The sequence below is a fragment of the Aminobacter sp. AP02 genome, assembly GCF_003148805.1.
Lineage (GTDB): Bacteria > Pseudomonadota > Alphaproteobacteria > Rhizobiales > Rhizobiaceae > Aminobacter.
Map to the genome: position 1 here is coordinate 11,519 of NZ_QGGX01000019.1, position 16,800 is coordinate 28,318.

Genomic DNA, 16,800 nt, shown 5'->3' on the forward strand with positions numbered 1-16,800 from the left:
GTTTGCGTTGGCCGCCTCGCCTTCGCCGTGATTGATGGTATTCTGCCATAGGCAGGTGGGCCGCATCCCGCGCCACCCAAGCGGAAGGGCCGATGACGGAACAAACCAGATCAGCGCTGCATCGCGACATCAACGCCAGCCTGGGCAGGACACGCCTGGCCATCGGCGCTGCGATGATCGTCGAGCGCGGCTGGCCGCTGGTGCTGCCTCTGGTCATTGTCGCAAGCCTTTTTGTCTCCCTGTCCTGGCTCGGCCTGTTCCGGCTGATGCCCGACATGGCGCGGCTTGCGCTGACGGTTGCCTTTGGGCTCGCCGGGCTGGCCTCGCTTTATCCGCTTCGTTTTTTCCGCCTGCCGTCATGGGCCGCGATCGACAGCCGCCTCGAACGGGCCAACGAGCTTCTCCACACGCCTGTACAGGCCCAGACCGACCGCCCCTCGGGAAAGCCTGACCATTTTGCCGATGCCCTGTGGCGCGAGCACCAGAAGCGCATGGCCGAGAGGCTGGGCACGCTTGGCGGCGACCTGCCACAGACCCGCGTTCCGGAACGCGACCCATGGGCGCTGCGCGCGGCGGCGGCGCTGCTGTTTGTCTGCGCCTTTGCCTTCTCTTTCGGCCCCATGGGCGGCCGCCTCGGCGATGCGTTCAAAGCGCATGCTACACGCGACGCGGTTGCCCCGCGCATCGACGCCTGGGTGACGCCGCCGACCTATACCGGCAAGGCACCGATCTTCCTGGCCGCCGATGCCAGCCCCGATATGCCCGTCATCAGCGTGCCCGAGGGCAGCGAACTGTCGCTGCGCGTCACCGGCGGTTCAGGTGAGGAAACGCTTGCCTTCACCGACGCATCGGGTGCTGCGCGCGACATCGCGCCAATGGGACCGGCAGCCGATCCCGCCAGGCCCGCCGCGACCGGCCCGGCCGCCACCGTCAGGCAGTTTTCCGACAAGCTGGTTGCCGAAGGCAGGATGACGCTGAAGTCCGACGGCGACGAGCTCGACAGCTGGGGCTTTACCGTCATTCCGGACAACCCGCCGACGATCAGCTTCGTCGGCGAGCCAAAGCGCGCGGTCAATGGCACGCTGGAACTCAACTACAACATCGAAGACGACTATGGCGCGGCGTCCGCCAAGGGCGAATTCGCCCTGGAAGAAGTCCAGTCGCCAAACGCCCGCCCGCTCTATGGCGCCCCTGAAATGCCACTGACGCTGCCCCGTCGCGGCGCGGCCAAGAAGCCGGTCAAGGCCACGCGGGACCTGACGGAACACGTCTGGGCTGGAGCGCCCGTGAAACTCACGCTGCATGCGGTGGACGATGCCGGCCAGGAAGCCGAAAGCGAAACCAAGACGTTCATCATGCCCGAAAGGCCGTTTGCCAACCCGCTTGCCCGGGCAGTGATCGAACAGCGGCGGCTGCTGGCGCTCGACGCCAACGTCAAGCCGCGCGTGCTTGACCTGATGGATGCGATCACGCTGCGCCCGGAAGACACGATCGACAATCTCTCGCATTATCTCGCCTTGATGAGCGCCCGCACCCGCCTCAAGATGGCCGGATCCGACGACCAGTTGCGCGAGGTGGTCAGCTATCTCTGGCAGGTCGCGCTCGGCATCGAGGACGGCAACCTTTCGGCGGCGGAAAAGCGCCTGCGCCAGGCGCAACAGGCCTTGCAGGACGCGTTGGAGCGCGGTGCCAGCGACGAAGAGATCGACAAGCTGATGGCCGAACTGCGCTCGGCAATGGACTCGTTCCTGCGCGAATTCGCCCAACGCGCCCAGCAGAACCAGCAGTCGGCGCAGTCACAACAAGGTCAGGAGCTGCGGCAGAGCGACTTGCAACGCATGCTCGACCAGATCGAGAACCTGGCCAAGTCGGGCAACCGCGACCAGGCCAAGGAGCTTCTGTCCCAGCTTCAGGACATGATGAACAATCTTCAGGCAGGGCGGCCGCAGCAAGGCCAGCAGGGCCAGCAGAACTCCCAGATGCGCCAGCAGATGGACAAGCTTGGCGAGATCATGCGGCGCCAGCAGGAGACGATGAACGAGACATTCCGCCTCGACCAGATGCAGCGCGGGCAGCAGCCCGGCGACGAACAGTCCGACCCCTTTGGCGACAATCGCGACCCCGGCCAGCAGGATCGCTCTGGACAGCAAGGCCAAGACCAGCAGGGCCAGGGCCGGCAGGGCAAGTCGATGACCCCGCAGGAATTCGCCGACGCGCTGAAGCAGTTGCAGGAAGGCCAGGGCCAGCTGGAAAAGGACCTTGAGGCGCTGATGAAGGGCCTCGAGGGCATGGGCATCAAGCCGGGACAGGGTTTTGGTGAAGCTGGCGAGTCGATGAACCAGGCCGAAGGCGCGCTCGGCAAGGGCGAAGGCGACCGCGCCGTCGGGCATCAGGGCCGGGCGCTGGAAGCATTGCGCAAGGGCGCCCAGGACATGATGCAACAGATGCAGGCCATGCAGGGCGACCAGGGCGGCAACGGCGAAGGTGGCCGCCAGCAGAACGCCGACCGCGACCCGCTCGGCCGACCGCGCGCCACCACCGGTCCCGACTTCGGCAATTCGGTGAAGGTGCCGGACGAGATCGACGTGCAGCGCGCGCGCCAGATCCTCGACGCCATCCGCAAGCGGCTCGGCAACGCGCTGAGTCCCGAGCTGGAGCGGAGTTATCTCGAGCGCCTGCTGGAGCTGAAGTAGCTATCAGCGGCGCGCCTGTCCGGGGCTCCCGGCCTCAGCCCGTAACCATGCCCGCCGCTTGCGCCATCTCGAAATCCTTCTCGGTCGCCCGCTGGAACGCCGGCCTCGCCGCAAGCCTTTCGACATATTCGAGGAAGACCGGCTTCTCGGGCAATGTCTTCAGCACACGCATGCCGAAGTTGATGCCACCGCCCATCTGCGTGTCGGCCGCCGTGAAGCGGTCGCCTGCAATGTGGGGCCGCGACGACAGTGTTTTTTCGATATTGGCGACCATCTCGCTGAACGAGCCATAGGAATAACCGCTGCCCATGAATTCGTGGCCATGCGCCTTTGCCGCCAGGACGGGATCGAACACCGAATCGGCATAAACGAGCCAGGTCAGATAAGGCGCGCGCATCTTGTCGCCGATGGCGGGCGCGAGCCCTGCTTCGGGAAAGGCGTCGCAGAGATAGGTGCAGATCGCCGCGCGCTCGGTGACCACGACGCCGTCATGGTCTATCGCCGGCACCTTCTTGTTGGGCTGGATCGAGCGATAGTCTTCCGATACCCCGCCAGGCGCACGGATGTCGACCCTCTCGATCTGGTAGGGCGTTCCAAGCTCCTCCAGCAGCCACAGCATGTTGGACGCGCGCGACCAGGGCGCGTGGTAAAAGGTGATCATCGGCTTCCTCCTCGTTTGGATACCCTCGGATAGCACCACCCCTCCTGACACCATTTTGTCAGCAGGATTGGCAAGGAGTCCAATCAGCCTCGAGATCAGCGCCGCTGATGAAAGGCATCGCGGATGGCGTCGGCCATCGCGTGGACGGCTTCGCTGTTGGCACGCGGATTGCGGTGCATCACGACCCTGCTGGTATCGATCTGCCCGAAGCCTTCGGCTTCCGTCAGCTCGCGGCAGTCTTCGGGTATGTTGCTACGCGCCATGGGCGCCAGCGCCAGACCGGCGGTGACGGCAAGGGAAAGTCCGTTGGTGGTGTCGCTGGTGTAGGCGAACCGATAGTCGATCCCGCGCCGTTCGAGCGAGCGGAGCGCATATTCTCGAGTCCACCCATGGCGCGTGTACATGGCGATCGGCAGCGGCCGTTCGAGGTGCAGGTGATGATGGATGGAGGTCACCCAGACGGTGGGATCGTTCATCAGCACTTCAACGCCCGATGACTTTTGCCACTCGAAGACCACGGCCAGATCAAGCTCTCCAGCCACGAGCGCCGCCAGTTGGGAGACCGAATAGCCGAACCGGACGGTTACCTCGACCTGAGAGTGACGCTTCGCAAAAGCCCCCAGCGCGCGCGACAGGACGGGCTGCCCGTACTCTTCCGGCAGGCCGATCCGAACCGGTCCGCCGAGCGGCGGCGTCCGCATCGACGACTCCGTTTCCTCAAGCAAAGCGACGATGCGGCGGGCATTGCCGACGAGATCGGCACCGCGTTCGGTGAGCGAGACGCCTCTGGCGCCGCGCTCGAAAAGGCTGTCCCCGACAATCTCTTCGAGCCGCTTCATCTGCATGCTGATTGCCGACTGCGTACGCCCGACTGTCCCGGCCGCGCGGGTAAAGTTGCCGGTCTCGGCCACCGCCAGGAAGGTACGCAGCAACTCGCTGTCGAGACGGGCGCTCATGGCCGTGCACCATCAGTCATCAAAAAATCTAATCGCTGTCATAATTCCAATTCGTTTGCATCGTGTCAAACGCCGATGAATAGTCGGCTACCCATTGGAAGGTGGCCGTCAGATGCGGCTACGGACTGGTAGTACCGTCCTTACTTTCACCCGCCGCAACATTGCCGGCGGGTATTTTTTTGGCCGAACCACTGGCCCAACAGGACGGCGCGACAAGCGCTCTCGCCCGGCCCCGACCCAAGATAGAACTGACCCCAAGATCTCATACGACAGCCACACGGACACCATGCCCAACAGAACACTTCTCGGCATCTTGTGCCTTTGCCTTGGCGTGCTGGTGTTTTCGATCCAGGACGCGCTGATCAAGGCCGTTGCCGGAACCTATCCGGTGAGCGAAGCGCTGCTGATTCGCGCCATGGTGGCGCTGCCGATCCTGCTTGTGATGGTGCATCGCGATGTCGGCCTGGCAGCGCTCGCCTCGCCCAACTGGCGTTTCCTCGCCACGCGCTCTTCGATCCTGTTCATTTCCTACTGCGCCTACTATCTGGCGATCCCTGCCCTGCCTATCGCCGATGCGGCCGCGCTGTTTTTCCTGGCGCCGCTGCTGATCATGACCATGGCCGGCCCTTATCTCGGCGAACGGGTGCCTTGGCAAAGCCTTGCCGCGGGCGCCGTCGGCTTGCTCGGCGTGATCGTCATGGTCAGTCCGGGGGCTGGTATCTTCGAATGGGCGGCACTGCTGTCGCTGGTCTCGGCGTTCCTCTACGGTTTCTCGCAACTGATGGCGCGCAAGATCGGCGTCGCCGAGAGCGCCACAACCATGGCCTTCTACCAGAACGCCGCCTATCTCATCGGCGCAGTAGCCATATCGGCGATCTTCTCCGCCACCGGCTTCCACAAGACCGGCCACCCAAGCCTCGACTTCCTGATGCGGCCGTGGGTCTGGCCAAGCCTGGGCGACTTCCTGATGATGGGTGCCTGCGGCGTGATTGCAGCGGTCGGCATGGTGTTGCTTGGCCAAGCCTACAGGCTGGCACCGGCCAACAAGGCAGCGACGTTCGAATACACCGGCCTGCTATGGGCACCGCTCTGGGGCTTCCTGTTCTTCGCAGAAATCCCCGACAGCGGCACCGTTGTCGGGGCGCTGCTGATCGTGGGCGCCGGCATCTTCGCGCTGAACGCCGGCGCAAGAGCGCGTCAGGCTGCGCCGGCGAGTGCAGCCATCGACTGATTCGTCTTTGCCAGCGCCAGCGAGACGCGGTCGCGGATGTCGGCCAGCGTGAAGGGCTTCTGCACGACATCGATGATGATGGCGTCGAGTTCCTCGGCACGCTCGCGCTGGTCGGCATAGCCGGTCATCAATAGGATCGGCAGGCCGGGATAGGAACGGGCTGCCGCCTGCGCCATCTCGATGCCATCCATCTCCGGCATCCGGATATCGGAGACAACAAGGTCATAGATGCCGAGTTCGGCGTGGATGCAGTCGAGCCCATGCGCGCCGTCGAAGGCGACATCGACACTATGGCCAGCGCGTTCGAGCGCGCGGGCAGCGAGGGTGCGGACGGACTCGTCGTCCTCAACGATCAGAAGTTTTGCCATGGCCGCGATATTTGCCGCGACTGGTTGACGATTTCTGAAAGTCGAAGACGCAAGCCATCAAAAAAAAATTAGGCTTCGCCTTTGACCACCCCGACGAAAGGCAGTTCGCGGAAGGCGTGCGCCACGTCCATGCCGTAGCCGACGACAAAATAGTCCGGGCAATCGAAACCGACATAATCGGCATTGAGATCGGTCTTGCGGCGCATGCGCTTGTCAAGCAGCACGGCGATCGAGCAACTCTTGGCGCCGCGCGACATCATCAGCTCACGAGTGAACTTCAGCGTCTTGCCCGACTCCAGAATGTCGTCGATCAACAGCACGTCGCGGCCTGCGACCTCGTTGTCGATGTCGCGCAGCACGCGGACCTCGCCGCTGGTCGTGCCCGCGCCATAGCTGGAGATGAAGATGAACTCGACTTCCGGCGACAGTCCGACATCGTGCATCGCCCGGATGAGATCGGCGGCGAAGATGAACGAGCCCTTGAGCACCGAGATGACCAGGAGGTCGGTGTATTCGTGTGCCGCAATGTCCTTGGCGAGCTCGAGATTGCGCCGAGCGATCGCCGAGGCGGAGAACAGCACTTCGATTTCCTTGTCGCGCACGACTGGCATGACAGTATCCTATTCCGAGAAAGCGACCGTGACGGTCTTTATCCCGTTCATAGGCACGTCGAGCCGGCTCGAAAAGGCCCATCTTGCGCCCGGAGCCACCGCGGCGGCCCCTGTCCCCAGCCTGTAGCGCAGGATTTTGCCGTCATTTCCGACCACTGCAATATCGATCGGCGGCAAGGATACGGGGCTTCTACCGTCGTTGAACGCTGCGCCATCAACGAGCAAAACAGGCTTGTGGCCGGAGCTGTCGATGCGCGAAATGACATCGGTTATCTGCAGTTGCCGTGCCTGCCAGGACGGCGGAAAGCCTGCCGCGCGCACGATGGCATGCCCACCCGAAACCCAGAAAACCATTGCCGCCAAGGAGATACCGGCAACCCAAAGAACAGGACCGCCACGCCCGCGAGGCTTGACGCCAGCCATGCAAGCGGATCGCAGCATCTCCATTCCGCCCGCATCCGCTGCATACCTGGCGAAAACGGGCTGGTCGGCAGGTGATTCGCCTGGAGTGTGCGACGGTGCCACGACCTCGAAATCGGCGTCGATGATGTCGGCTTGGGCCACGCACGACTGCTGGGCGAATGTGTCGCGGCCTTCCGCGGTCATTATTTCGCCGGAAACCGGGCGTGCTTTCCGCTGCTCAGCCATCAGACCCCTTAGACATTTTGCCGAGAGGGGGTAAACGGAAATGGTTAATGCTTCGCCATCGAGGGGCTTTCAGGTCCCATCCCGGACGGAAATTTAACCGTCCATTAACCATGCGGACCCATGGTCGTTTCGTAGAAACGGGCAGCCAGGGTCCCGATGAATCTCCGTGGATTCGCAAGTTCAAGGTCTGCAGCACGTGATCCGCTTCGAGAATGTCGGCCTCAGATACGGAATGGGACCGGAGATCCTGCGTGACATCTCCTTCCACATTCCCGAGCGCTCGTTCCAGTTTCTGAGCGGGCCTTCCGGCGCGGGCAAGACCACCTTGCTGCGCCTGCTTTTCCTGTCGCTCAAACCGACGCGCGGGCTAATCAGCGTCTTCGGCAAGGACCGCTCCCGTATCTCGCGCACCGAACTGCCGCTGATGCGCAGGCGTATCGGCATCGTGTTCCAGGATTTTCGCCTGCTCGACCACATGACCACCTATGAGAACGTCTCGCTGCCGCTGCGCGTGCGCGGGCGCGAGGAATCAAGCTACCGAACCGACGTCACCGAGCTGCTGAAATGGGTCGGACTGGGCGAGCGCATGCACGTTTTGCCGCCGGTACTGTCTGGTGGCGAAAAGCAGCGCGCAGCTATTGCCCGCGCACTGATCGAGCAGCCCGAGGTGCTTTTGGCCGACGAGCCGACCGGCAATGTCGATCCGCCACTCGCGCGGCGCCTGCTGCGCCTGTTCATCGAGCTTAATCGCCTCGGCACCGCCGTGGTGATCGCTACCCACGACCTCGGGCTGATGGACCAGGTCGACGCCCGGCGCATGATTCTCGCCGGCGGAAAGCTCGACATCTATGACTGAAGCCCCCGCCGACGCCCGCGCTCACGACGAAGACTTCGAAGACGAGTTCGAAGATACGCCGTTGCAGCAGCAGCCGCCGCCACGAACGCAGCGCAAGACGGCCCCCATCGTGCCGTCGCAGAATGTGGCCGGCCGCGCGCTGGTGCTGGTCATCGCCATAATGACCTTCCTGTCGTGCCTGACGCTCGGCGCGGTCACGCTGGTACGCGATACGGCGTCGGTCTGGGAAAACCAGATTTCGCGCGAGGCAACGATCCAGATCAAGCCGGCCGACGGCCTCGATATGGAGGCGGCGCTGGAGACCGCCGCCCGCATCGCCGGCGAATTTGCCGGCGTGCGCGCGACGAAGGTCGTGGACCGCCAAGCCACTGCGCGTCTGCTCGAGCCTTGGCTCGGCTCGGGGCTCAACATCGATGAGTTGCCGGTGCCGCGGCTGGTGATCGTGACCATCGACGAAAACAGCCCGCCTGATTTTGCCGCGATGCGCCAGGCGATCACCCCAAAAGTGCCAACCGCCACGCTTGACGACCATCGCACCTGGGTCGACCGGCTGGTGGCGATGGCGCGCACCACCGTCACCATCGGTACCGGCGTCCTGGTGCTGATGCTGGCCGCGACCGTCTTGTCGGTGGTGTTTGCAACACGTGGTGCCATGGCCGGCAACGGCCACATCATCGAGGTGCTGCACTTCGTCGGCGCGGAGGCTGGCTTCATCGCCCGCGAGTTCCGCCGCCACTTCCTTTTGACCGGCATGAAGGGTGCGGCAGCCGGTGGCGTTGCGGCGGTCATCGTCTTCATCGTCTTTTCCTGGTGGTCTTCGCGCAATCTTGCGACGCCGGAAGCCGACCAGGCGACAGCGCTGTTCGGCAACTTCGCCATCGGCGCCAACGGTTATCTAGGCGTCGCCGTCATCGTCGCGGTGATCGGGGCGCTGACCGCCGCAACCTCGCATTTCACCGTCGTCAACTATCTCGGTGACATCGACACGCATCAGCCGGACGGGATGTAATCACGGATGATGTCAATTTGTCACCGAATGTGCATAATTGGGCTCTCCAAAAGCCGCATTCCCTGCTTAACCATGAGTTAGTGATGGGACAGAACGTGCTCGCAGCGCCGGGGACAGTTTCAGGAACCGAATTCTACCCTGCCGGGCGCAAACCGCGCCGGAGAACGATCTTTTTGCGCCGCATACTGTTCATCCTGGTTGCCGCAGCCTTCATCTTCACCGGCGGCTTCGCGCTTTTTGCGACTCACGTCAGCGGCCTGAGCACGCCTGCAGATCCTGCCCGGGCAGACGCCATCATCGTCTTGACCGGCGGCCAAGCGCGGCTGGACGCCGCGCTCGACCTGCTGAAGGCAGGCAAGGGCGAACGTCTTTTGATCAGCGGCGTGCATCCTGCGGCCACGCGCCGGCAACTGCAACTGGCCACCCGAAGCGACAAGTCCCTGTTCAGCCGCGTCGACATCGACCGCGCCGCGCTCGACACCATCGGCAATGCCGAAGAGAGCGCCAAATGGGTCGAGAGCCACGCCTATCAGCGCGTCATTCTGGTAACAAACAACTATCACATGCCCCGCAGCCTGCTGGAAATGGGCCGGCTGCTGCGCCATGCCAACCTGGAGCCTTATCCGGTCGTCAACTCCAAGCTCGACGACGGCAGCTGGCTGACCAAGCCCGAGGCATTGCGCGTGCTGTTCACCGAGTACAACAAGTACCTTCTGGCGCTGGCGCGAGGCATCGTGCCCGTCAAGCCTTCGTCTGATGGCGAGCTTGTTGCGCAGGCCCAGGCGGACGAATAGGCGCCCCCTGCCCTAAAGGCACTGCAGCAGCTACGCACCGTTTTCCTTTTTGGACGGCTTGGTGTAACCAACGGCAAAATCCGTCCTCAGGCGCTTCTCAACAATGCTCTATATCCGCTCGCTGGCATTCAACTTCGTCTTCTATGTCAGCCTGGTCGTCCAGATGATCCTGTGGACGCCCTACTACTTCCTGTCGCCGCGCCATCGCGCCTGGTTCGTGCCTAAATTCTGGGCGCGGAGCAGCCTGTGGCTGCAGGACAAGATCGCTGGGACAAAAAGCGAGATTACCGGACAGGAGAATTTGCCCGAGGGCTCGTTCATCCTGGCACCCAAGCACCAGTCGTTCTGGGACGCGATCGCCTTTTTCCCCTACCTGCGCGACCCGCTCTACATCCTCAAGCGCGAACTGATGTGGATCCCGGTGTTCGGCTGGTATGTCGCCAAGATGAAGATGATCCCGGTCAATCGCGGCAAGCGCTCGGTGGCGCTCAAGGCCGTGGTCATTGCCACTCGCAAGGAGATGCAGAACGACCGCCAGCTGATCATCTATCCCGAGGGCACACGCCGCGCGCCGGGAGCCGAGCCGGCCTATAAATGGGGCATCGCCGAACTTTATTCGGCCCTCAACCTGCCGGTCGTGCCAGTCGCCCATGTTGCTGGCCTGTACTGGCCGCGCCGCAAGTTCCTGCGCTTTCCCGGCACCATCAAGGCGCGTTTCCTGCCGCCGATTCCCGCAGGCCTGGACAAGGAAGAGTTCATGAAGCGCCTGGTCGCCGAGACCGAGGCTGCTTGCGACGCGTTCCTGATCGAGGTTGCCACGTCAGCCAACCCGCCGGACATGCCGCCTTCGGCGGTCAAGCGGCTGAAGGAATTGGGCGTTAGCGTCCGCTAGCCATCCGCCGCTCATGCTCGAGCAGCCAGCGCTTGCGCCAAAGGCCGCCGCCATAGCCGGTGAGATCGCCGCTTGTACCGATCACTCGATGGCAGGGAATGACGATAGCGATCGGGTTGGCGCCGTTCGCCCGTCCGACGGCCCGCATGGCAGGGGGATTGCCGATATCGGCAGCGAGGCCTGAATAAGTGGCAGTTGTACCTACCGGAATCTGCCGCAGCCCATCCCAGACCTTTCGCTCGAAGGCCGAGCCCTGCGGCGCAAGCCGGGTCGAAAAGCTCGAGGATCTTCCCTCGAAATAGCCGGCGAGTTCGGCTGATATCTGGTCGATGGGTGCGGCGCGACCGAAGACGATGGCCGAACCGGTCACTGCCTGCAGTTTGGCCACTTCGGTCGCCAACGCCTTGCGTTCCAGAAATTCGAGGATGTGCAGCGCATGCGCGTCGGCGATCGCAATCATTGGGCCGATCGGGGTTTCGACCCAGTCTGCCTTGAGCATGGTCTTGCCGCGCAGCCTGGCCGGCGCTTCGCCAAGCATCCTGGTGATCGCGGCGCGAAAACCGCTGCCGGAATCGAACCCTGCTTCGATCTGCGTGTCGATGACGCTGTCGCCCGATGCCAGGCGCTCGGTCGCCTGTCCGAGGCGCCGCAACCGCGCCATTTCGAGAAAGCTCATGCCGAAGCGCTTCTTGAAGGCACGCCTCACGGTGGAAGCATCGAAGCCCATGGCGATGACGTCGGTTTCCAGCCACCGCCGCTCCGGCTCGCGATCAAGCGCATCGACGAGCGTTGCGACAAGCGGTTCCGGCTCGCCGGTGCCCGTCATCGGCCGGCAGCGCTGGCAGGGGCGAAAACCGGCATGCAGACATTCGGCGGTCGTGTCGAAGAACTGCACGTTCTCGCGCTTGGGTTTTCGCGCAGCGCAGGTGAGCCGGCAGAAGATGCCCGTCGTTCTGACGCCGACATAGGCAAAGCCGTCATACCCAGCGTCGCGCGCGAGAAGGGCATCGTAGAGCGTGTCGTCGTCAGGGCGTTGGAAAAGCATGGCCAATCCTTAGCGCGAGTCCGCACGGGGCACCGCCGAAAATCGCGCATGTATTTTTCGCTGCTGAGAGCGCTTCATTGGTGGCTGACCAACCGCGCTACCTCTTCCAGCCAGTGGTCGCGTATGCCGAGCGCGCGCAGATGCTCGACCGTGCTTGCCACATAGTCCTCGTTGCGGCCGGATTGGCCGACCGCTCCTGTGACAATTTCAGCGGCATGGACCGCGTCGAGCTTCCCGGCATATTGGACGTGGCTGCGGTCAGCGATGTAGCAAACAGCTTCGGCAACATTGCCGTCATCGAGCCGGATGCGCAGCGTGCGTTCTAGATAGACGCTGGTGACAAGCTCACGCTCGCGCAGATAGGCCAAGACCTCGTCGCCAAGGTCAGCAGGCACGCGGAAAGCAAGGCCGACGCATGAGCCGCCACGGTCGAGGCCGAGCACCAGCCCCGGCCTCTGTTCGGTTCCGCGATGCACAAACGAGCGAATGCATAGCGAGCGGCGAAAGCCCATCAGGCGGGCACGCCGCGTCTCGATATGAGCGAAACCCGGCCGCCACATCAGCGAGCCATAGCCAAAAACCCAAAAATCGCCCATATCGCCAAGCCTGTTGGTGTTTCGCGGGTTTCCCGCGTTAACGAGAGCCCGAGCATGACGTCAAGCCACGAACCGAAACCGAGTTACAGCCGCCGCTTCCTGTGGCTCGCAATTTTCATCGTAGTTTTATTCGGCGGCTACAGCGCGGCCTGGTTCTGGTTTGCCGGAAAGGCCGAGAACGAGGTGCGCAAGACGATCGCCGGCTTGAACCGCGACGGCGTCTCGGTCGAATGCGTGAACTCCACCGTCAGGGGGTTTCCCTTCCGCATCGGCCTGTTCTGCGACAGGCTGGAGTATGAGGATGCTGCCCGCAGGATTTCCGCCAGCGCCGGCAACCTGCGTACCGCAGCCCAAGTCTACCAGCCGATGCGCACGGTGCTCGAACTCGACGGGCCGCTGCGCGTGACCGCACCCGACATGCCCCAGCTTCAGCTCGACTGGGAGCTCATGCACGCCAGCGCCCGCATCGCCAACCCATTGCCCGAACGGCTTTCAGTGGAAACGCGCAAGCTCTCCGGCCAGGCCGCCTTCAGCGACGGCGCGCCGACACCGCTGTTCACCGCCGAGGAAACGCAGATGCATCTGCGCCCCAATGGCGCCAATGTCGACCTTGCCGGCACTTTCACCGGGCTCGCCATCGACCCGCAGGTGACGGACGGCCGCTCGCTGCCCAAGCTCGACGGCAGCGCCGACACGACGCTCAACAATGGCGTCGACCTCGTAAAAAGCAGACAGCCTGTCTTGCGCGGCCAGTCAGGTACGATCCGATCGATGACATTGACGTCAGGCGGCAGCTCCGGCGTGGCACTCAGCGGGCCATGGTCGATCGATACAGACGGGCTCGTCGACGCCGATTTGAAAGTGACGATTCAAAACCCTCGCGAATTGTCGCGAATCCTGTCCGAGATCATCCCCGAGCAGCGTCAGCAGATAGGGTCGGCGTTTGCCGGCCTGGCCTTATTTGGTGATGCCCCAACCTTGCCGCTGAAGATCGCCAAGGGCCACGCCACGCTTGGCTTCATTTCGCTTGGGATGGTGCCGGCGGTAAAGTGAGTTAGGGGAATAGGGCATTGGGGCAGTAAGGCAGCAGGAAAGCGCCAGTGCGGCAAACATTACTGCCCTATTGCCCTATTCCCCTCCTGCCTTAACTCTTCGCCGGATGCTCGATGGCCTCACGTCCGAAGTTCGGCACATCGACTTCCTGGCCGGCCTCGATGATCGACCGGCGGATGGCGCGGGTTCGCGTGAACATGTCGAACAGCTTGTCGCCGTCGCCCCAGCGGATCGCCCGCTGCAGCGAGGCGAGATCCTCCGAGAAGCGCGCCAGCATTTCAAGGATCGCGTCCTTGTTGTGCAGGCAAACGTCGCGCCACATGGTCGGGTCCGACGCCGCCAGGCGCGTGAAATCGCGGAAACCGGAAGCCGAGTACTTGATGACTTCCGACTTGGTCACCGCTTCGAGATCGTCGGCGGTGCCAACGATGTTGTAGGCGATGATGTGCGGCAGGTGAGACACGATCGCGAGCGTCATGTCGTGATGCTCGGGGTCCATCGTGTCGATGTTGGAACCGCAGCGGCGCCAGAACTCCGACAGTTTCTCCAATGCCACCGGATCAGTATCCGGCAGCGGCGTGAAGATGCACCAACGGTTTTCGAACAGGTCGGCGAAGCCCGCGTCTGGACCTGACTTTTCGGTACCTGCAAGCGGATGGCCGGGGATGAAATGGACCCCCTGCGGCACGAATGGCTGCATCTGAGCGATGACCGAGGCCTTGGTCGAACCGACATCGGTGAGGATCGCGCCCGGCTTGAGCGCCGAAGCGATGTCGCTGGCAACGGCGCCTGACGAGCCGACCGGTACCGAGACGATGACAAGGTCGGCATCCTTCACCGCAGCCTTGGCGTCGGTCGAATAGCTGTCGCCGAGGCCGAGTTCCTCGGCGCGGGCGAGCGTAGGAGCGCTGCGGGTGGAAATGGCGATGTGTCGGGCCAGGCCCTCGCGCCGGATGACCCGGGCAAGCGAGGACCCTATCAGGCCGATGCCGATGAGGGCGATCTTTTCAAAAAGAGGATCGGACATGGTTCAACTTTTCAGGAATTCTGTGAGTGCGGCAATCACGCCGCGATTGGCCTCTTCGGTGCCGATGGTCATGCGCAGCGCGTTGGGGAAGCCGTAGCCGGCGACCCTGCGCAGGATATAGCCCCGCGCGCTGAGATAGTCGTCAGCAGCGGCGGCACCGTGCCTGGTATCGTCGGTGAAGTGGATGAGCAGGAAGTTGCCGACGCTCGGCGTGACACGGAGGCCAAGGGCGGTGAACTGTTCGATCAGCCATTCGGACCACTGGGCGTTGTGGGCCACCGTACGCTCGACATGGGCCCGGTCCTGCATGGCTGCAACACCTGCCTCGATCGCCGCGGCATTGACGTTGAAGGGGCCGCGCATGCGTTCGAGCACGTCGATGACGTGCGCCGGCGCATAGATCCAGCCGATGCGCATGCCACCGAGACCGTGGATCTTGGAGAAAGTGCGCGTCATGACGACGTTTTCGTTGCCAGCCACCAGTTCGACACCCGACTCGTAGTCGTTGCGGCGGACATATTCCGCATAGGCCCCGTCAAGCACGAGAAGCACGTTCCTAGGCAGTGCCGCGTGCAAGCGGCGCACTTCCTCGAACGGCAGGTAGGTGCCGGTCGGATTGTTCGGATTGGCCAGGAAAACGATCTTCGTCTTGGGCGTCACTGCCGCGATGATGTTGTCGACGTCGGCCTTCTCGCCAGTCTCCCTGGCAACGACCGGCGTGGCACCGGCGGCCTGGGTGTAGATCTTGTAGACCATGAAGCCGTGTTCCGTGTACACGGCCTCGTCGCCCGGCGAGAGGTAGCTCTGCGCAAGCAGGCCGATCAGTTCGTCGGAGCCGTTGGAGCACAGGATGTTTGCGGGGTTCAGTCCGTGCACGGCGGCAATCGCCTGGCGCAGGCGCGACGACGATCCGTCGGGATAGAACTCCATCTTGCCGGCTAGTGCTTTCACGGCCTCGATCGCATGGGGCGACGCACCCAGCGGATTTTCGTTCGACGAGAGCTTATGGACCTTGGTGACACCAGCGCCGGCTGTGCTCTTGCCGGGCACGTAGGCTGCGATTTCCATGATGCCCGCGCGGGGTTCGGGCCGAATCTGTTCAGGTGCCTTGGTCATGTCGAAAATCCTGGATTGGCGCCTCCGGCCGGAGGTCGCAGCGGGAATACCGCCCGAGGCACAGAATGTCGAGAAAAACCGGCAATTGTGGCAGCTCTGGCGCCCTATTTGGGTCGCAGTTGACGCAATCGGCCACCGGGCGTAATAGCAAGCATCGATCCGTGGTGATTTGGCCGGTCGGCTTGCAGCCACGTTAAACAAGTCGCTAAAGGGCCGTTTGCGATCCGTAAACCGGCTTTGCGACAGCAATGCCGGTTTTTGTTTTTTGGAGTTCGCACAGTGCCAATCAAGATTCCGGATCAACTCCCCGCCCGCGAAGTACTGGTGAAAGAGGGCGTCTCCGTCATGGACGAGCAGACAGCGCTGCGCCAGGACATCCGTCCGCTGCAGATCGGCCTGCTCAACCTCATGCCAAACAAGGTGCGGACTGAGACCCAGATCGCCCGCCTGATCGGTGCCAGCCCGCTGCAGGTGGAACTGACGCTGGTGCGCATCGGCACCCACAAGGCCAAGAATACGTCCGAGGACCATCTCATTGCCTTCTACCAGACCTGGGAGGAGGTGAAGAACCGCAAGTTCGACGGTTTCATCATCACCGGCGCGCCAGTGGAACTGCTGCCGTTCGAGGAGGTGACCTACTGGGACGAACTCAAGCAGATCATGGATTGGACCACCACCCACGTGCACTCGCCGTTCTTCATCTGCTGGGGAGCGATGGCGGCTGCATGGCATTTCCATGGCGTGCCCAAACACACCCTGGAGCAGAAGGCCTTCGGCGTCTTCCGCCACAACAACAACGCGCCCGCCTCCCCCTACCTCGCCGGCTTCTCGGACGATTTTGCCATTCCGGTGTCACGCTGGACGGAGGTTCGCGCCCAGGACATTCCCGAGGGCTCCGGCCTGGAGTTGCTGATGGAGTCCGAGGAGACCGGCCCGAGCCTGCTCTCCGAGGACGCCGGCAACCGGCTCTACATGTTCAACCACATCGAATACGACTCAACCTCGCTCAAGGAAGAGTACGACCGCGACGTGGCCGCCGGCGTGACCATCGCCGTGCCGCATGAATACTACCCCGACGACGATCCGAAGCGCCGGCCGCTCAACCGCTGGCGCTCGCACGCGCATCTGCTTTTCGGCAACTGGATCAACCGGGTCTACCAGACGACGGCATACGATCTGGAGAATATCGGCAAGGATCGCTAGACGGTCGTCTCGATCGCGCTCGGCATCCGGGCGCGATCTGT

17 protein-coding genes and 1 riboswitch are annotated in these 16,800 nt (G+C 63.1%); of the genes, 8 read left to right on the top strand and 9 right to left on the bottom strand.

Features of this window, described 5'->3' with window-relative positions; translation table 11 throughout:
• Positions 1–92 precede the first annotated feature (92 nt).
• Positions 93–2,693 carry a TIGR02302 family protein gene (locus tag C8K44_RS21350; protein WP_109577792.1) on the top strand — a complete coding sequence of 867 codons (2,601 nt, stop codon included), beginning with the start codon at positions 93–95 and terminating at the stop codon, positions 2,691–2,693.
• A gap of 34 nt (positions 2,694–2,727) precedes the next feature.
• Here C8K44_RS21350 and C8K44_RS21355 read toward each other — a convergent pair whose 3' ends face one another.
• Positions 2,728–3,354: a glutathione S-transferase family protein gene (locus C8K44_RS21355; protein ID WP_109577793.1), complete on the bottom strand. Its 627-nt coding sequence runs from the start codon at positions 3,352–3,354 to the stop codon at positions 2,728–2,730.
• A gap of 95 nt (positions 3,355–3,449) precedes the next feature.
• Positions 3,450–4,310, bottom strand: a complete 861-nt coding sequence (locus C8K44_RS21360; RefSeq protein WP_109577794.1) for a LysR substrate-binding domain-containing protein — start codon at positions 4,308–4,310, stop codon at positions 3,450–3,452.
• A gap of 286 nt (positions 4,311–4,596) precedes the next feature.
• Here C8K44_RS21360 and C8K44_RS21365 point away from each other — a divergent pair, with 286 nt between their 5' ends.
• Positions 4,597–5,541, top strand: coding sequence for a DMT family transporter (locus C8K44_RS21365; protein ID WP_109577795.1), 945 nt, complete (start codon positions 4,597–4,599; stop codon positions 5,539–5,541).
• Here C8K44_RS21365 and C8K44_RS21370 read toward each other — a convergent pair.
• From C8K44_RS21370 to C8K44_RS21380, 3 genes are all read right to left on the bottom strand, one after another.
• Positions 5,508–5,909, bottom strand: a complete 402-nt coding sequence (locus tag C8K44_RS21370) for a response regulator (RefSeq protein WP_199227165.1) — start codon at positions 5,907–5,909, stop codon at positions 5,508–5,510. The genes C8K44_RS21365 and C8K44_RS21370 overlap by 34 nt on opposite strands.
• A gap of 68 nt (positions 5,910–5,977) precedes the next feature.
• Complete coding sequence (gene hpt / locus C8K44_RS21375; RefSeq protein ID WP_109577797.1) at positions 5,978–6,520, bottom strand: hypoxanthine phosphoribosyltransferase; 543 nt, start codon at positions 6,518–6,520, stop codon at positions 5,978–5,980.
• 9 nt (positions 6,521–6,529) lie between these two features.
• On the bottom strand, positions 6,530–7,126 hold the full coding sequence (locus C8K44_RS21380) for a hypothetical protein (protein WP_245417579.1): 597 nt from the start codon (positions 7,124–7,126) through the stop codon (positions 6,530–6,532).
• Positions 7,127–7,364: 238 nt separating this feature from the next.
• On the opposite strand from C8K44_RS21380, the gene ftsE reads away from it, so the two are divergent.
• The 4 genes from ftsE to C8K44_RS21400 all read left to right on the top strand — a co-directional run bounded on the left by ftsE (position 7,365) and on the right by C8K44_RS21400 (position 10,719).
• Positions 7,365–8,024 (top strand): cell division ATP-binding protein FtsE, encoded by a 660-nt coding sequence (ftsE, locus tag C8K44_RS21385; protein WP_109577799.1) that lies wholly within the window; start codon positions 7,365–7,367, stop codon positions 8,022–8,024.
• On the top strand, positions 8,017–9,033 hold the full coding sequence (locus tag C8K44_RS21390) for an ABC transporter permease (protein WP_199227166.1): 1,017 nt from the start codon (positions 8,017–8,019) through the stop codon (positions 9,031–9,033). The genes ftsE and C8K44_RS21390 overlap by 8 nt, the downstream gene beginning before the upstream one ends.
• Positions 9,034–9,218: 185 nt before the next feature.
• Complete coding sequence (locus C8K44_RS21395) at positions 9,219–9,827, top strand: YdcF family protein (protein WP_245417582.1); 609 nt, start codon at positions 9,219–9,221, stop codon at positions 9,825–9,827.
• A gap of 103 nt (positions 9,828–9,930) precedes the next feature.
• Positions 9,931–10,719 carry a 1-acyl-sn-glycerol-3-phosphate acyltransferase gene (locus C8K44_RS21400; protein WP_109577801.1) on the top strand — a complete coding sequence of 263 codons (789 nt, stop codon included), beginning with the start codon at positions 9,931–9,933 and terminating at the stop codon, positions 10,717–10,719.
• Here the strand turns inward: C8K44_RS21400 and C8K44_RS21405 are convergent.
• A complete protein-coding gene (locus C8K44_RS21405; protein ID WP_109577802.1) occupies positions 10,706–11,764 on the bottom strand; it encodes a trifunctional transcriptional activator/DNA repair protein Ada/methylated-DNA--[protein]-cysteine S-methyltransferase in 1,059 nt (352 codons plus the stop codon). The genes C8K44_RS21400 and C8K44_RS21405 overlap by 14 nt on opposite strands.
• Positions 11,765–11,838: 74 nt before the next feature.
• Entirely contained in the window at positions 11,839–12,360 is a 522-nt protein-coding gene (locus C8K44_RS21410; protein ID WP_109577803.1) for a gamma-glutamylcyclotransferase, read from the bottom strand.
• 54 nt (positions 12,361–12,414) lie between these two features.
• Between C8K44_RS21410 and C8K44_RS21415 the strand changes: the two genes are divergently transcribed.
• The gene (locus tag C8K44_RS21415) at positions 12,415–13,413 is read left to right on the top strand and encodes a DUF2125 domain-containing protein (RefSeq protein ID WP_109577804.1); all 999 of its coding nucleotides are present in this window, start codon (positions 12,415–12,417) and stop codon (positions 13,411–13,413) included.
• Positions 13,414–13,504: 91 nt separating this feature from the next.
• Here C8K44_RS21415 and C8K44_RS21420 read toward each other — a convergent pair whose 3' ends face one another.
• Positions 13,505–14,440, bottom strand: coding sequence for a prephenate/arogenate dehydrogenase family protein (locus tag C8K44_RS21420; RefSeq protein WP_109577805.1), 936 nt, complete (start codon positions 14,438–14,440; stop codon positions 13,505–13,507).
• A gap of 3 nt (positions 14,441–14,443) precedes the next feature.
• Entirely contained in the window at positions 14,444–15,556 is a 1,113-nt protein-coding gene (hisC, locus tag C8K44_RS21425) for a histidinol-phosphate transaminase (protein WP_109577806.1), read from the bottom strand.
• Positions 15,557–15,707: 151 nt separating this feature from the next.
• Positions 15,708–15,785, top strand: a riboswitch (SAM riboswitch).
• Positions 15,786–15,835: 50 nt separating this feature from the next.
• Between hisC and metA the strand changes: the two genes are divergently transcribed.
• Complete coding sequence (metA, locus tag C8K44_RS21430; RefSeq protein WP_109577807.1) at positions 15,836–16,759, top strand: homoserine O-succinyltransferase; 924 nt, start codon at positions 15,836–15,838, stop codon at positions 16,757–16,759.
• Positions 16,760–16,800 lie beyond the last annotated feature (41 nt).

Excerpts from the sequence above, each read along its gene's own strand:
- C8K44_RS21350 (WP_109577792.1), top strand. The coding sequence starts at position 93 with ATGACGGAACAAACCAGATCAGCGCTGCATCGCGACATCAACGCCAGC.
- C8K44_RS21355 (WP_109577793.1), bottom strand. The coding sequence starts at position 3,354 with ATGATCACCTTTTACCACGCGCCCTGGTCGCGCGCGTCCAACATGCTG.
- C8K44_RS21360 (WP_109577794.1), bottom strand. The coding sequence starts at position 4,310 with ATGAGCGCCCGTCTCGACAGCGAGTTGCTGCGTACCTTCCTGGCGGTG.
- C8K44_RS21365 (WP_109577795.1), top strand. The coding sequence starts at position 4,597 with ATGCCCAACAGAACACTTCTCGGCATCTTGTGCCTTTGCCTTGGCGTG.
- C8K44_RS21370 (WP_199227165.1), bottom strand. The coding sequence starts at position 5,909 with ATGGCAAAACTTCTGATCGTTGAGGACGACGAGTCCGTCCGCACCCTC.
- hpt (WP_109577797.1), bottom strand. The coding sequence starts at position 6,520 with ATGCCAGTCGTGCGCGACAAGGAAATCGAAGTGCTGTTCTCCGCCTCG.
- C8K44_RS21380 (WP_245417579.1), bottom strand. The coding sequence starts at position 7,126 with ATGACCGCGGAAGGCCGCGACACATTCGCCCAGCAGTCGTGCGTGGCC.
- C8K44_RS21390 (WP_199227166.1), top strand. The coding sequence starts at position 8,017 with ATGACTGAAGCCCCCGCCGACGCCCGCGCTCACGACGAAGACTTCGAA.
- C8K44_RS21400 (WP_109577801.1), top strand. The coding sequence starts at position 9,931 with ATGCTCTATATCCGCTCGCTGGCATTCAACTTCGTCTTCTATGTCAGC.
- C8K44_RS21405 (WP_109577802.1), bottom strand. The coding sequence starts at position 11,764 with ATGCTTTTCCAACGCCCTGACGACGACACGCTCTACGATGCCCTTCTC.
- C8K44_RS21410 (WP_109577803.1), bottom strand. The coding sequence starts at position 12,360 with ATGGGCGATTTTTGGGTTTTTGGCTATGGCTCGCTGATGTGGCGGCCG.
- C8K44_RS21415 (WP_109577804.1), top strand. The coding sequence starts at position 12,415 with ATGACGTCAAGCCACGAACCGAAACCGAGTTACAGCCGCCGCTTCCTG.
- C8K44_RS21420 (WP_109577805.1), bottom strand. The coding sequence starts at position 14,440 with ATGTCCGATCCTCTTTTTGAAAAGATCGCCCTCATCGGCATCGGCCTG.
- hisC (WP_109577806.1), bottom strand. The coding sequence starts at position 15,556 with ATGACCAAGGCACCTGAACAGATTCGGCCCGAACCCCGCGCGGGCATC.